The following is a 14,032-nucleotide window of genomic DNA, read 5'->3' as shown; positions in this document are numbered from 1 at the left end:
ACCTCACCAGCAAAAAGAAGGGGAACTGACATGACAACTGAAAAGAAGACGACCAAGACTGAGGTCGGGATTTCCCGCCGCAGCCTGCTGAAAACTGGCGCCGCCGCGCTCGGCGCTGCTGCAGGCTCGGGCCTCATCACCGGCTTCCCGACGATCTGGGCGCAGTCCAACATCACGCTACGCCAGTTCGGCACGGGTGTTTCCAACATCAACGCCATTGCCGAGCAGTGCAAGAAGGACCTCGGCATCACGCTGGAGATGACGGCGACCGATTCCGACGCCGCCGCCCAGCGCGCCGTGACGCAGCCTGACAGCTATGACATCGCCGACATCGAATACTGGATCCTGAAGAAGGTTTACCCGACCGGCGTCATCCAGCCGATGGATGTGAAGAAGCTGAAGTACTACGACAAGGTCGTTCCGTTGTTCAAGAACGGCAAGCTGAAGCCGGACAGCGTCATCGCGCAGGGCACGGCGCCGCACACGGTCGGCTATGTCGAGAGCGCGGACGCCAAGACCTTCGCCAAGGGCGAAACCGAGCTCTTCACCATGATGCCGACGATCTACAATGCCGATACGCTCGGCATTCGTCCGGATCTCGTCGGTCGCGATATCACCACTTGGGCCGATATCATGGACCCGAAGTTCAAGGGCAAGACCTCGATCCTCAACATTCCGTCGATCGGCATCATGGATGCCGCGATGATCATGGAAGCGCTCGGCAACATCAAATACGCCGACAAGGGCAACATGACCAAGGAAGAGATCGACAAGACGATCGAGTTCCTCATCAAGGCCAAGCAGGACGGCCAGTTCCGCGCCTTCTGGAAGAGCTTCGACGAGTCGGTCAACCTGATGGCCTCCGGCGAAGTCGTCATCCAGTCCATGTGGTCGCCGGCTGTCGCGGCCGTCCGCTCCAAGGGCATCGCCTGCAAGTATCAGCCGCTCAAGGAAGGCTACCGCTCGTGGGGCGGCGGTCTCGGCCTTGCCTCGCACCTCAAGGGCGCGCAGCTCGACGCGGCCTATGAATACATCAACTGGTACACGTCGGGCTGGGTCGGCGGCTACCTCAACCGCCAGGGCTACTACTCGGCCTGCATGGACACCGCCAAGAACTTCATGACGGCTGACGAGTGGGGCTACTGGATCGAAGGCAAGGCCGCCCAGGGCGATATCCTCTCGCCTGAGGGCAAGGTCATGGAGAAGGCCGGCGCCGTTCGCGACGGTGGTTCGTTCGAAGAGCGCATGGGTCATGTGGCGTGCTGGAACTCCGTCATGGACGAAGACCGCTACATGGTTCGCCGCTGGAACGAGTTCATCGCTGCCTAAGGCAACCGCTTCTGCCAGGCCCTCTCCCCAGTTCCTTTGGGGGGGAGGGCGTCTATAACGGAGAGACCGGAAACATGGCGACGATCGCGTCTTCGCAGGCCGAGCACCAATCGGAACAGACAAGCCGCCGACGGATCGGATGGCCGACATGGGCAGCCTCTTATCTGCAGGCGACGCCGCTAATCCTCATTCTCGGTTTCTTCTTCATCCTGCCGATCGCCATGATCGCCGTCGTTAGTTTCTGGGACTACGACTTCGCCGGTCTCTACCCTGATTTCCTGACCATGAACTACACCGACACGCTCGGTTCATGGGTCACCTGGAAGACCTATCTCAACACGTTGAAATTCACGGTGATCGTCTGGAGCCTGACACTCTTCATCGGCTTCTGGGTCGCCTATTTCCTCGCCTTTCATATCCGGCGCACGTCGACGCAGATGATCCTGTTTCTGGTCTGCACAGTGCCGTTCATGACCTCCAACATCATCCGCATGATCTCGTGGATCCCGGTGCTCGGCCGCAACGGTCTGGTCAACTCCGCGCTGGTGCAGATGGGCATCGTGCCGCAGCCGATCGAATGGCTGCTCTATTCCGATTTCGCCGTGGTTCTCGCCATGGTGCATCTCTACACACTCTTCATGGTGACGCCGATCTTCAACACGCTGATGCGCATCGACCGGTCGCTGTTCGAGGCGGCGCGAGACGCCGGGGCCACCGGCTGGCAGATCCTCTGGAATGTCGTGTTGCCGCTGGCAAAGCCCGGTATCGCGATCGGTTCGATCTTCGTCGTCACCCTCGTCATGGCCGACTTTTCGACCGTGCAGGTCATGTCCGGTGGCCAGAGCGCTTCGGTCGCGCTGATGATGAAGAACCAGATGTCGCTGCTGCAGTATCCGGCCGCTGCCGCGAATGCCGTCGTGCTTCTGATCGTTGTCCTGATGATGGTCGCCGCCATCCTGCGCGTCGTCGATATTCGTAAGGAGCTTTGAGATGAACCACGAGAAGCGCACCTTTGAATTCTACGTGCTCGCTGCCTTCTTCCTTGTCTTCGTGCTGTTCCTCTACGGACCACTCTCGGCGATCCTGATCCTGTCCTTCCAGGGGCCCGACGGGGGCCTAACATTCCCGCTGAATGGCGTTTCCGTTCACTGGTTCTACAATCTCTTCGAGAAGCAGGCAGTCGGGGATTTCGGCGCATCCTTCCGCCGCTCGTTCACGCTCGGGCTGATGGTGATGGTGGTCACCGTAGTCGTCTCGCTGTTGGCCGGCCTGGCGTTCCGCCGCCGCTTCCGGGGCGCGACCGTGCTTTTCTACGCAACGGTCGCGAGCCTGGTGGTTCCGTCGATCATCATTTCGCTCGGGATCGGCGTGGTCTTCCAGCAGGGCGGCCTTAAGCCTGCCTGGTACTCGTCCGCCTTCGGCGCGCACCTGACATGGACGCTGCCCTTTGGCGTGCTGATCATGTTTGCCGTCTTCAACCGGTTTTCGCCAGCCTACGAAGAAGCTGCGCGCGATCTTGGCGCGAATTCGTGGCAGACCTTTCGTCATGTCGTGTTGCCGATGATTGCCCCCAGCCTGATCGGTGTCGGCCTGTTCGGGTTCACGCTCTCTTACGACGAGTTCGCCCGCACGCTGATGACGTCAGGAAGTTACAACACGTTGCCGCTCGAAATCTACGGCATGACCACCAACGTCACCACGCCGGTGCTCTATGCGCTCGGCACGGTCACGACGTTGTTTTCCTTCACCATCATCCTCGTCGCGCTCGGCATCATGCTCATGCTGCGTCGGCGCCAGGCAAAGGTAAGCTAACCCCTAATGCGCATTCTTCTGGTCAATCCCAATACGACTGAAACCATGACCGACAAGGCCGCCTTTGCTGCCCGCGCGGTCGCGGCGTCCGGCACCGCCATCATTGCCGCCACCTCACGCATGGGGCCGGTATCGATCGAAGGACATTATGACGGAGCGCTCGCAATCCCGGGACTTCTCAGCGAACTCAAGGAGCGGGCTGGCGAATACGATGCCGCCATCATCGCCTGCTTCGACGACACGGGATTAGATGCGGCGCGCAGCTTTGCCGACGTGCCGGTGCTTGGGCTCTGCGAATCTGCGGTCGCCACCGCAGGCTTCCTGGCGCAGCGATTTACCGTCGTGACGACGCTGGAGCGTTCGCGCGTCCTGATCGACAACCTCGTGCGGCGCTACGGCATGGGAGGCCGCGCGAAGGTGCGCGCCTCCGATATTCCGGTTCTTCAGCTCGAAGATCCCGCCTCGGGTGCTATCGGCAAGCTCCGGGCCGAGATCGAGCGTGCTCTTGCTGAGGATGGCGCCGAAGCGATCGTGCTTGGTTGCGCCGGGATGACTGATCTGGCTCGCGAGCTGCAGGATATCTACGGGGTGCCCGTTGTCGACGGCGTAGCCGCGGCGGTGAAGCAGGCGGAAGCGCTGGTGTCACTTGGGCTGTCGACCAGCAAGCGCGGCTCCTACGCGTCGCCGCTGGCCAAGCCCTTTACAGGCGCGATGAGTGTTTTTGCGCCGATGCGGGCAGCAGGCTGACCTGTGACGGCGATACCTGTTCGACGATCCGTGACCGTTTCGAAATGCTGACGCCCCAATTGTAAGCTTCCGGGCAGCGCCACGATTCCGCTTTACTTTTCACCTCCGCTTGCATTTGTTCAAACAAAAGCATTGCAGGAGAGGAAGCACACGTGACCATGCCGGACGACGACCTTAAGCGGATTGCAGAACAGGAGAAGGTGCTGAGTTTCGACACCTTCGATCTCACGACAGCATGGCAGCTCGGCAGGCTCCTGCAGGAACTTGGAACCGAGCGCGGCCACGGGATCGCGATCGACATTACGCTGCATTCGATGCCCGTCTTCTATGCGGCACTGCCCGGTGTCACGCCCGACAACGTCCAGTGGGTGCGGCGCAAGCGTAATCTGGTGCTGCGCTACTTCAAGAGCAGCTACGCGATCGGTCTCGATCTTAAGGAGAAGGGCAAGACGGTTGCCGACAATGGTCTTTCGGATGCCGACTATGCGCCGCATGGCGGCAGCTTTCCGATCAATGTGAAGGGCACCGGCTGCATTGGCGCGGTCACCGTATCCGGCTTGCCGCAGCGAGACGACCACAATCTTGCGGTCGAGGCGCTGGCATTGATGCTGGCGAAAGACATCGACGCCCTTCGCCTGGCGTGATTGCTGTTTCACCTGGCGTGTCTTGGCACGCCAGGTTTACGCTGCGAGCGATCGGATGGGGAGGACGGCTTCAGCTGGACCCAATCGAGGTATGCGAAGCCCCCATCAACGGCAGCCGCTCAGTTCGAGCCGAAGACAACGTCTTCCAACCACGGGTTAGAGAACCTCCGTTCCGGATCCATCCTGTCGCGAAGACGGACAAACTCGGCAAGCTTTTCATATTTGGCGCCGATGTTGCGCTCCGTAAAGACCTTGCCCCAATGCGGCAGGGCTGCGAAGGGCGAGAGTGCCTGCTCGATATGCCCCACGGCCGCATTCACGGCCTCCTGATCCCGAACCCAGGTAAAGTGGAACGACAGCGTATCGCGGTGATACTGAGGACTGAGCCATAGCTCGTCCGCCGCGACAGTCCGGAGTTCGCCCGCTTGCACCAAGTGGGCAAATTTATCGCGGATCGACAGCAGCGCTTCGATCGCTGCCGCGCCGTGTTTGCGTGGAAGGTGGAACTCGGACTGTATCTCTTCGCCATTGCTGGGCGTGAAGCCCATCTTGAAGTGCGGGAGCCTGTCGGACCAGCGGCCATATTGCCCCAACTGATCCGTGGAGTTTTGCGCGTCCAATTCGCTTATGGGGTGCCTGTTGACCATCGCGCGTGTTGCGCCGTGGATGTCGGCCGGCCAGTCCTCGGCGGACGCAGTTCTCTTGACCCAAATCGATCCTGCTTGTTGACCCCATTGCGTGAACACGCTGACGCTGTAGCCCAAGGCCATGATCTCATCGAGGTTGGCCAAAAGCTTGTCCCAGGCCAATCCTTCGTAGACGCACTGTGCGACCTGAAACTCCGGCTGAACGTCAAGCGTCACGCGCGTTACGACGCCAAGCGCGCCCAAATGCACCACCATGCCCGCGAAATCGGCATCGCCGCGGGTCACCTTCACGAGGCGGCCGTCGCCTGAGACGATTTCCAATCCCGAGACCGCTGTCGCCAGATTGCCGTTCCGGTCGCCTGAGCCATGCGTTGCCGTGGCAATCGCGCCAGCAATGGAGATGTGGGGTAGGGAGGCTAGATTGTGTACGGCAAGACCATGGCCATGGAGGAAAAGCGCAAGCTCGCCATAGGTGCAATGACCGCCAACGGAAACCTGTCTCCCATCGCCTTCGATGACGGGGTCGATTGGCACATCGGCAAGCGCCAGGGCAACTTCGCCATCGGCAATCGCATTGAATGAGTGGCTTGACCCCACCGTCTTTATCTTTGGCGCTCGCATCACGACTTCGCGGACCGCTTCCACCGAAGACGGATAGAGGCAGTCTCGAAAGCCATAGTGAAAGCTTCCCGCCCAGTTAGCCTTTGGAACCCGCGTCATAACAAAACCTCGCGCTTCTCTATCGCACAGCCATTCCAACGACGTACTTTGCGACGCTGTGCCGGGTCTCAGCTCAAGTTACGGCGTCGACGCGACGCCACTTGATGATCGAGCGCCACTGAAGCGGCGCTCGCTCTATATCAGATCTTGCCGCCCGCCTCGGGAATGACCTTGGTTAGGCTTCCGGTTGCGGGGAAGAGGGGGATCAGGCAGGCCTGCAGGGCGTGGTAGATGTCGCCCTTGCCGGGGAACAGGCTGTGTGAGGGTACCAGATTTTCCGTCAGCTCCTCGTGCCAACCGCCATTCTTGTGGTCGATGAAGGCGCGTTCGATCACGTTCCAGATCCTGCGGTAATGTTCCTCGTGGTAGTCGCTTGGCAGGTGCTCATTGAGGAAGTGCGCGGCGGCAGCGCCCTCGCAGGCCGGCCACCACAGCTTGTTGCGCTTGGCCGGCTTGTCTTCCCAGTCGAGTGTATAGAAGAAGCCGCCCTTGTCGTCGTCCCAACCGAGGGCGATCGACTGCGAGAACAGGCTCTTCGCCGCATCTGGCATCCACTCCTGCTTCTTGCCGCCAAGCACCCAGAGCTGGAGAAGGAGGCGCGCCCACTCCAGCCAATGACCAGGAGTAGTGCCTGCCGGGCGGAACATTTCGTTCGGATGATAGTAATCCTTGTCGAGGCCCCAATCGGTGGTGAAGTGCTCGGCAACGCGCCAACCGACGGAGCCGGCGGCTCGACGAATGACGAGATCAGCAATGCTTTCAGCCTTGGCGAGATAGTCGCGGTCGCCGGTTGCCTCGAAGGCCGCCATCAGCGCTTCGGTCAAATGCATGTTGGAGTTCTGGCCACGGTAGTTGCCGCCGTCGAGAGCCTGCCAGTCGGCGGTGAACTCTTCGGCAATGGCGCCGTGCTTGGCTTCCCAGAACTTGGTATTCAGGACCTCGGCAATATCGGCAAGCATGCCGTCGGCAAGCGGATGGCCGACCGTCTTGGCGGAGGACGCTGCGAGCAGGACGAAGGCGTGGCCATAACCCTGCTTGTTTGAATCGACGGGGCCCTTGTCATCGAGCGACCAGAAGTAACCGCCGTTCTTGGTGTCACGGTGATGGTTCCAGATGTACTGCATGCCATGATCCACGACGTCGGAGGCACCGGGACGGCCGAGCAGCGTGCCGATCGCAAAGCAATGAACGGCGCGTGAGGCTATGTGGATCGGACGGACCTGACCGGCGGCATTGAGCGGTTTGCCGGCATCGTCGAGATCGAAGAAGCCGCCTTTCGGGTTGACGGAGTTGTGCTGGAAGAAATCGAAAAGGCCGTTTGCCTGTGCGAGAAGCCAATTGCGGTGGTAGGCGCGGGTGGTCCAGTTTCCAAGCGCGGCGTCGCCGATTGCTAGTACCATGATACTCCTCCAATTTCGTGCACAAAGCCTTCGTAACCGCCTATATAGGGGTCGCCCGAGTCTGTCATCTGCCCAGCGCCGCAAAGGCGCCACATGATGGGCATATATTGACATAAAGATATCTTTATGTGATTTGACCAATTGGCCTGTAACGACGTCAAGGAGTCCGCCCGTGTTTGATACTCTGTTTAGTCCCGAAGGGACAAAGCGCGACGGTAGCGAAGTGTTTGCGGCGCTCAAGAAAGCTGCCAGTGAACGTATCCTCGTTCTTGACGGCGCCATGGGCACGCAGATCCAGGGGCTTGGCTTCGACGAAGACCATTTTCGTGGTGATCGCTTCATCGGTTGTGCCTGCCATCAGAAGGGCAACAACGACCTGCTGATCCTGACGCAGCCGGATGCGATCGAAGAGATCCATTACAAATACGCAAAGGCCGGCGCCGATATTCTGGAGACCAACACCTTTTCGTCGACCCGCATCGCACAGGCCGACTATGCGATGGAAGGCGAAGTCTATGCGCTTAACAAGGAGGGCGCCGAGATCGTGCGCCGCGCCGCGATCCGTGCTGAGCGCGAGGACGGCCGTCGTCGTTTCGTCGCCGGTGCCATCGGCCCGACGAACCGCACCGCGTCGATTTCGCCCGACGTCAACAATCCGGGCTTCCGCGCCGTCAGCTTCGACGACCTGCGCATCGCTTATGGCGAGCAGATCGACGGCCTGATCGATGGTGGCGCCGATATCATCCTCATCGAGACGATCTTCGACACCTTGAATGCGAAGGCCGCGATCTTTGCCTGCGAGGAGCGCTTCGAGGCGAAGGGCATCCGCCTGCCGGTCATGATCTCCGGCACGATCACCGATCTTTCCGGCCGTACCCTGTCCGGCCAGACGCCGTCGGCGTTCTGGAACTCGGTGCGGCACGCCAACCCGTTTACGATCGGCCTGAATTGCGCACTCGGCGCCAACGCCATGCGTCCGCACTTGCAGGAGCTGTCGGGCGTTGCCGATACCTTCATCTGCGCCTATCCGAATGCTGGCCTGCCGAACGAGTTCGGCCAGTATGACGAGACGCCGGAACTGATGGCGGCGCAGATCGACGAGTTTGCACGCGAAGGCCTCGTCAACATCGTTGGCGGCTGCTGCGGCTCGACGCCTGAACATATCAAGGCGATCGCTGAGGTGGTGGCGAAGTACAAGCCACGCCCGATTCCCGAGCATCGCCCCTTCATGTCGCTGTCGGGTCTCGAACCGTTCGAGCTGACCAAGGACATTCCCTTCGTCAACGTCGGTGAGCGCACCAACGTCACGGGCTCCGCCAAGTTCCGCAAGCTGATCACCAATGCCGACTACACGGCAGCGCTCGATGTGGCACGCGACCAAGTTGAAAACGGCGCGCAGATCATCGACATCAACATGGACGAGGGCTTGATCGATTCCGAAAAGGCGATGATCGAGTTTCTGAACCTGATCGCCGCCGAACCGGATATCGCTCGCGTGCCTGTGATGATCGACTCCTCGAAGTTCTCGATCATCGAGTCCGGCCTGAAGCGTGTCCAGGGTAAGCCGATCGTCAACTCGATCTCGCTCAAGGAAGGCGAAGAGAACTTCCTGGCGCAGGCGAAGCTGCTGCACGCTTATGGCGCGGCCGTCGTGGTCATGGCCTTCGATGAGACGGGGCAGGCAGACAGCTACGAGCGCAAGGTCGAGATCTGCACGCGCGCCTACAAGATCCTGACTGAAAAGGCGGGCTTCCCGCCTGAGGACATCATCTTCGATCCGAACGTCTTTGCTGTCGCGACCGGCATCGAGGAGCACAACAACTATGGCGTCGACTTCATCGAGGCGACGCGGACGATCCGTAAGACGATGCCGCTGGTGCATATTTCGGGCGGCGTCTCGAACCTGTCCTTCTCGTTCCGCGGCAACGAGCCGGTGCGCGAGGCGATGCACGCCGTGTTCCTTTACCACGCCATCCAGGCGGGGATGGACATGGGCATCGTCAATGCCGGTCAGCTGGCGGTCTATGACAATATCGACCCGGAGCTGCGCGAAGCCTGCGAAGACGTCGTGCTGAACCGCCGCGCCGACGCGACCGAGCGGCTGCTTGAAGTGGCAGAGCGTTATCGTGGTGCCGGCACCCGGGAAGCGAAGGTGCAGGATCTCACCTGGCGCGAATGGCCGGTCGCAAAGCGGCTGGAGCATGCGCTGGTCAACGGTATCACCGAATATATCGAAGCCGACACCGAGGAAGCCCGTCAGCAAGCGGAGCGGCCGTTGCATGTCATCGAAGGCCCGCTGATGGCCGGCATGAACGTGGTCGGCGATCTCTTCGGCTCCGGCAAGATGTTCCTGCCGCAGGTCGTCAAGTCGGCGCGCGTGATGAAACAGGCGGTCGCGGTACTCCTTCCCTACATGGAAGAGGAGAAGCGACTGAACGGCGGCGACGAGCGCAAGGCTGCCGGCAAGATCCTGATGGCGACCGTGAAGGGCGACGTCCACGATATCGGCAAGAACATCGTCGGTGTCGTTCTCGCCTGCAACAATTACGAGATCATCGATCTCGGTGTCATGGTGCCAGCAACGAAGATCCTCGAGACTGCCGTCGCCGAGCAGGTGGATGTCATCGGCCTCTCCGGCCTGATTACCCCGTCGCTCGACGAAATGGTGCATGTCGCCGCTGAAATGGAACGTCAGGGACTGGACCTGCCGCTCTTGATCGGTGGCGCGACGACCAGCCGTGTCCACACGGCAGTCAAGATCCACCCGGGCTACAACAAGGGCCAGACCGTCTATGTGACGGATGCCAGCCGCGCGGTCGGCGTCGTTTCCTCGCTGTTGTCACCTGAAGGTCGCGACGGTTATGTGGCCGACATCCGCGCCGAATATGCGAAGGTCGCTGCAGCGCACGCCCGCAGCGAGGCGGAGAAGGTGCGCCTGCCGCTGGCACGTGCCCGTGAAAATGCCGCTGCGGTCGACTGGGCGGCCTACAAGCCGACAAAGCCGAGCTTCCTCGGCACCAAGGTATTCGACGGCTACGATCTTGCCGAGATCGCCAAGTACATCGACTGGACGCCGTTCTTCCAGACCTGGGAGCTGCGTGGGCGGTTCCCGGCAATTCTCGAAGACGAAAAGCAGGGCGAGGCGGCTCGCGCGCTGTGGGCCGACGCGCAGGCCATGCTGAAGAAGATCATCGACGAGAAGTGGTTCAACCCGCGCGCCGTCATCGGCTTCTGGCCGGCGAACGCGGTCGGCGACGATATCCGGCTGTTCAAGGACGATAGCCGCAAGGAGGAGCTTGCCACCTTCTTTACGCTGCGCCAGCAGCTTTCGAAGCGCGATGGCCGGCCGAACGTCGCATTGTCGGACTTCGTGGCGCCAGCCGACAGCGGCATTCACGACTATGTCGGCGGCTTCGTCGTTTCAGCCGGTATCGAAGAGATCGCTATCGCGGAACGCTTCGAACGTGCGAACGACGACTATTCGTCGATCCTCCTGAAGGCGCTGGCCGATCGCTTCGCGGAGGCCTTTGCGGAATGCATGCACGAGCAGGTTCGTCGCGAATATTGGGGTTATGCCAAGGATGAGCATCTCTCCAACGAGCAGCTGATCAGCGAGGAATATGCCGGTATCCGTCCGGCGCCGGGCTATCCGGCGCAGCCCGATCACACCGAGAAGAAGACGCTGTTTGCTCTGCTCGATGCCGAAAAGGCTGCCGGCGTGCAGCTCACCGAGAGTTATGCGATGTGGCCGGGTTCGTCGGTCTCCGGCATCTACATCGGCCATCCCGAATCCTACTACTTCGGCGTCGCCAAGGTGGAGCGGGACCAGGTCGAGGACTACGCAGCCCGGAAGGGCATGGACGTAGCCGAGGTCGAACGTTGGCTTGGACCGGTCCTCAACTACGTACCGCGCAAGCGTGACGAGGAAATCGAGGACGCTGCCTGATCGGCGGCGTCTTCAGTATTTGATTCAAGGACCAGAGGGATTGATTTAGCTCTTGGTCGCAACGCACTGAATCTGAATCGAAAATCGCCTCAGGCGCTGGGTGTCAACTCGACAAGCAACGCCGTGGTGTCGTCGCTCTGCTTGTAGCGTGGATAGCGGAGCCCTTCGGGATCAATCTCGCGTTCGAAGCGCCGAAGTTCGTCGAGCATCGGCCGCAGACCCTTGGCGAGTGCAGTGCGCACCAAGCTTGTAGAATCATAGGTCGCGTAAAGGACCGCGAGGTCTGAAAAACCGTCGCTGCAGACGATGGCGTGCGCTTTGCCCCTGATATCCAGCCGCTCTGAAACCAGATGATCGGCCGCCTCCGGCACGAGGCCGAGGGTCCAGACGCCGCTTGCCGGCGTGTTCTGGCGCTCTCGGTGCTGGCGCAATAGGGCGAGCGTTTCGGAATTGCCGAGCGCGCCACCTTCCTTGGTAATGCCGCCCGTGCGTGCAATGTGCTTTCGCGCCTGGTTCTGTTCATACTCATAGGCACCGGGAATAGCCATGTGCATCGCTGCCGAGCCGTCTTCCTGCAACAGAAAGAGGCAGGAGTCGCCAAGGCCGACGAAGTGGAAACCGTCGCGCGTGTGGTGCAACATGGCAAAGGCGGTCAGCGGCCACGCGTAGCGCGGGACGCTCTCGTTGTGGGCTAAGAACTCCGTGCGGGCTGCCAGAGACAGGCTGCGAGCAATCTCCGAGACGCTGCTGTCACGGGTAATCCGATCCTGAAAGCCACGGGCGAAGTGCTGGGCGATCCAGGCGGCGTCGCTACCTCCCTCATCCATATATTGGCGATCGCCGAGGCCCGTCGCACCGTCGATTACGAAGGCGCAGGCGTCGTTATGGCCGAAGCTGTCGTCGTTCGGCTTTGCGGGATTGCCGGGATCGGAGATGGTGTCGAGGATAGTGATGCGACTTGTCATGGGTGCCATCAATAGACGGGCATTGCCGTCCATTCAATGCGACAAGGAATCACGACGGACCGATCGTCAGTTCGGCGACAAAATCATAGGCATCCCCGCGGTAGAGCGAGCGGGTGAATTCGACCGCGCGTCCCGAACCAAGGTATGAAATACGCTCGATCGACAGCCCTGCGGCGCCGACGGGAACGCCGAGAAGATGGGCATCGACCTCTTTCATGTTGGTCGCCGAAATTCTCTGCACCGCGCGGACGGGCCGGACCTGGCGACGCTCGAGCTCCTCATAGAGCGACGTTGTCACCACGAAAGGATCGGGCAGGAACTCGCCGGAAACACTGGCATTTTCGATGGCCAGCGGCTGGTCGTCGGCGATGCGCAATCGGCTGAGGCGTGAGACCCTGACATCGGTCGCGAGACCGAGAATCATCATTTCGTCGGGAGAGGGCGTGTGGATACCCTTGTGCAGCCATTCGGAGCGGGAGGTCATGCCGCGACGGGCCATATCCTCCGTAAAGGAGGTGAGCTGCGAGAGGCGCTGTTCGACCTTCGATACCGGCTTTGTCACGAAGGTGCCGGAACCGTGGCGGCGGATGAGCAACCCGTCCGCGACAAGCTCATCGATCGCTTTGCGCACGGTCACCCGGCTGACGGTCGCCAGTTCCGCGATGTCGCGCTCAGGCGGCAGGGCATCGCCATGACTGAGCGTGCCAGTGCGAATGGCATCTTCCAGCGTGCGGCGCAGCTTTACATAAAGCGGGCCTGTGCCGCCGGCTTGAAGACGTTCGGGGGAAAGGAGGCTTGCAAAATCGTCGGTCATGCCGCGCCTCTTCCTTCCTCGTGGAGAAACTTCACTGCGAGATCAATGGCGCCCTGCAGGACGTCGCCCTTCGGCTCACGCAGCAGGACAGCGTGACGTTCAGCAAGCCATGGACGATAGGCCTTTGCCAGTCCGCCCAACAGGCAGATCACCTCGCATTCCGGCCAGAGCAACGCATCCAGGCTCTCGCCGATCGAGGCTGCTGCGTTCTGCACGATCGCCGTCGCGACCGAGTCGCCCTTGGCAGCGGCCTCGAACACAACGGGCGCGTAGCGGGCGAAGTCATTCGGGCGGGAGACGTGGGCGAACTTGACGACGCGCTCAGGATCGTCGCCATATTCAGCCATGACGGTCTGGGTGACCGGGGAGGAGGGGCGCACCCCGTCATGGGCCAGCAAAGACTGCTCCAGCAGGTCCCGGCCGAGGCGAGCGCCACTGGCCTGGTCGCCGACGACGAATCCCCAGCCGCCAATGCCGTAGAGCTTTCCGTTGCGGCGCGCATTGTAGACCGAGCCCGTTCCGAACGCTCCAATCACACCGTCGGAATCGCCGAGCGCTCCTTGGAGTGCCGTCGTCGCATCTGTTACGACACGGCGCCGGGCAAAAGGCAGGGCACGCTCGATGCGTTCGGCATAGTCGCCCACATTCGCGCCGGCGACGCCGACGACGGCAGAGACGCTGGAAACGGTTTCAGAGGAAAGGCCGGCGTCATTCAACGCGTTTTCGGCTGACGCTACGATATTGAGCAGCGAGTTTTCGAGGTCGGACAGGATGTTCGACGGGCCGGCCGTGCCACGGCCCAGAATGCGCCCTGTCGCATCCGTGACTGCGGCGCGGCAGCTGGAGCCTCCGCCGTCAATGCCGATCGCAAGTTCTGTCATTGAACCACCAAATCCGCCCATTCCCCTTGTTTTCACTACAATACCAAAAAAATACCATTTACCAAGTCAAAAGCGTGGCGAAAAATCATCTTTTTATCTATCTGATTTTTATGAATAAAATTTTTTT

The 14,032-nt window shown here is 60.8% G+C and carries 11 protein-coding genes and 1 pseudogene; 7 read left to right on the top strand and 5 right to left on the bottom strand.

The genetic code is table 11. The annotated features are described in order from the left end of the window. Positions 1-30: 30 nt before the first annotated feature. From AF71_RS12435 to AF71_RS12410, 6 genes and pseudogenes are all read left to right on the top strand, one after another. Positions 31-1,329, top strand: a complete 1,299-nt coding sequence (locus AF71_RS12435) for a PotD/PotF family extracellular solute-binding protein (protein ID WP_018116582.1) — start codon at positions 31-33, stop codon at positions 1,327-1,329. 74 nt (positions 1,330-1,403) lie between these two features. Next, positions 1,404-2,318 (top strand): ABC transporter permease, encoded by a 915-nt coding sequence (locus AF71_RS12430; protein WP_018116581.1) that lies wholly within the window; start codon positions 1,404-1,406, stop codon positions 2,316-2,318. Position 2,319: 1 nt separating this feature from the next. After that, positions 2,320-3,141, top strand: a complete 822-nt coding sequence (locus AF71_RS12425; RefSeq protein WP_169681489.1) for an ABC transporter permease — start codon at positions 2,320-2,322, stop codon at positions 3,139-3,141. Positions 3,142-3,147: 6 nt separating this feature from the next. Continuing rightward, the gene (locus AF71_RS12420) at positions 3,148-3,888 is read left to right on the top strand and encodes an aspartate/glutamate racemase family protein (RefSeq protein WP_113471565.1); all 741 of its coding nucleotides are present in this window, start codon (positions 3,148-3,150) and stop codon (positions 3,886-3,888) included. After that, positions 3,870-3,953 (top strand): annotated as a pseudogene (locus tag AF71_RS31635) (flavin reductase family protein); the annotation flags it as partial. The gene AF71_RS12420 and the pseudogene AF71_RS31635, both read left to right, overlap by 19 nt. 87 nt (positions 3,954-4,040) lie before the next feature. Then, the gene (locus tag AF71_RS12410; RefSeq protein WP_026371782.1) at positions 4,041-4,532 is read left to right on the top strand and encodes a heme-degrading domain-containing protein; all 492 of its coding nucleotides are present in this window, start codon (positions 4,041-4,043) and stop codon (positions 4,530-4,532) included. A gap of 119 nt (positions 4,533-4,651) precedes the next feature. Here AF71_RS12410 and AF71_RS12405 read toward each other — a convergent pair whose 3' ends face one another. Continuing rightward, a complete protein-coding gene (locus AF71_RS12405; protein ID WP_113471566.1) occupies positions 4,652-5,899 on the bottom strand; it encodes a D-arabinono-1,4-lactone oxidase in 1,248 nt (415 codons plus the stop codon). 140 nt (positions 5,900-6,039) lie between these two features. Next, complete coding sequence (locus AF71_RS12400; RefSeq protein ID WP_169681487.1) at positions 6,040-7,299, bottom strand: AGE family epimerase/isomerase; 1,260 nt, start codon at positions 7,297-7,299, stop codon at positions 6,040-6,042. Positions 7,300-7,471: 172 nt separating this feature from the next. On the opposite strand from AF71_RS12400, the gene metH reads away from it, so the two are divergent. After that, entirely contained in the window at positions 7,472-11,245 is a 3,774-nt protein-coding gene (gene metH / locus AF71_RS12395) for a methionine synthase (RefSeq protein ID WP_113471568.1), read from the top strand. Between the two features lie 89 nt (positions 11,246-11,334). On the opposite strand, the gene AF71_RS12390 is transcribed toward metH, so the two are convergent. From AF71_RS12390 to AF71_RS12380, 3 genes are read right to left on the bottom strand one after another with little or no spacing between them, the layout of a single operon-like run. Next, complete coding sequence (locus AF71_RS12390; RefSeq protein ID WP_112645365.1) at positions 11,335-12,210, bottom strand: protein phosphatase 2C domain-containing protein; 876 nt, start codon at positions 12,208-12,210, stop codon at positions 11,335-11,337. A 49-nt stretch (positions 12,211-12,259) separates the two neighbouring features. Further along, positions 12,260-13,024, bottom strand: coding sequence for a GntR family transcriptional regulator (locus AF71_RS12385; RefSeq protein WP_018857128.1), 765 nt, complete (start codon positions 13,022-13,024; stop codon positions 12,260-12,262). Next, positions 13,021-13,905 carry an N-acetylglucosamine kinase gene (locus tag AF71_RS12380; RefSeq protein ID WP_169681485.1) on the bottom strand — a complete coding sequence of 295 codons (885 nt, stop codon included), beginning with the start codon at positions 13,903-13,905 and terminating at the stop codon, positions 13,021-13,023. Before AF71_RS12380 ends, AF71_RS12385 begins: the two co-directional genes overlap by 4 nt. Positions 13,906-14,032 lie beyond the last annotated feature (127 nt).

The organism is Rhizobium sp. 57MFTsu3.2 (genome assembly GCF_012932765.1).
GTDB classification, from domain to species: Bacteria; Pseudomonadota; Alphaproteobacteria; order Rhizobiales; family Rhizobiaceae; genus Rhizobium; species Rhizobium altiplani.
The sequence above is the reverse complement of the archived record's forward strand: the minus strand, read 5'-3'. Positions and strand labels throughout refer to the sequence as shown.

Bases quoted from the DNA above. Each gene is read 5' to 3' on its own strand.
- AF71_RS12420 (WP_113471565.1), top strand. From the start codon at position 3,148: ATGCGCATTCTTCTGGTCAATCCCAATACGACTGAAACCATGACCGAC.
- AF71_RS12430 (WP_018116581.1), top strand. From the start codon at position 1,404: ATGGCGACGATCGCGTCTTCGCAGGCCGAGCACCAATCGGAACAGACA.
- AF71_RS12400 (WP_169681487.1), bottom strand. From the start codon at position 7,299: ATGGTACTAGCAATCGGCGACGCCGCGCTTGGAAACTGGACCACCCGC.
- AF71_RS12425 (WP_169681489.1), top strand. From the start codon at position 2,320: ATGAACCACGAGAAGCGCACCTTTGAATTCTACGTGCTCGCTGCCTTC.
- AF71_RS12380 (WP_169681485.1), bottom strand. From the start codon at position 13,905: ATGACAGAACTTGCGATCGGCATTGACGGCGGAGGCTCCAGCTGCCGC.
- AF71_RS12385 (WP_018857128.1), bottom strand. From the start codon at position 13,024: ATGACCGACGATTTTGCAAGCCTCCTTTCCCCCGAACGTCTTCAAGCC.
- AF71_RS12390 (WP_112645365.1), bottom strand. From the start codon at position 12,210: ATGACAAGTCGCATCACTATCCTCGACACCATCTCCGATCCCGGCAAT.
- AF71_RS12435 (WP_018116582.1), top strand. From the start codon at position 31: ATGACAACTGAAAAGAAGACGACCAAGACTGAGGTCGGGATTTCCCGC.
- AF71_RS12405 (WP_113471566.1), bottom strand. From the start codon at position 5,899: ATGACGCGGGTTCCAAAGGCTAACTGGGCGGGAAGCTTTCACTATGGC.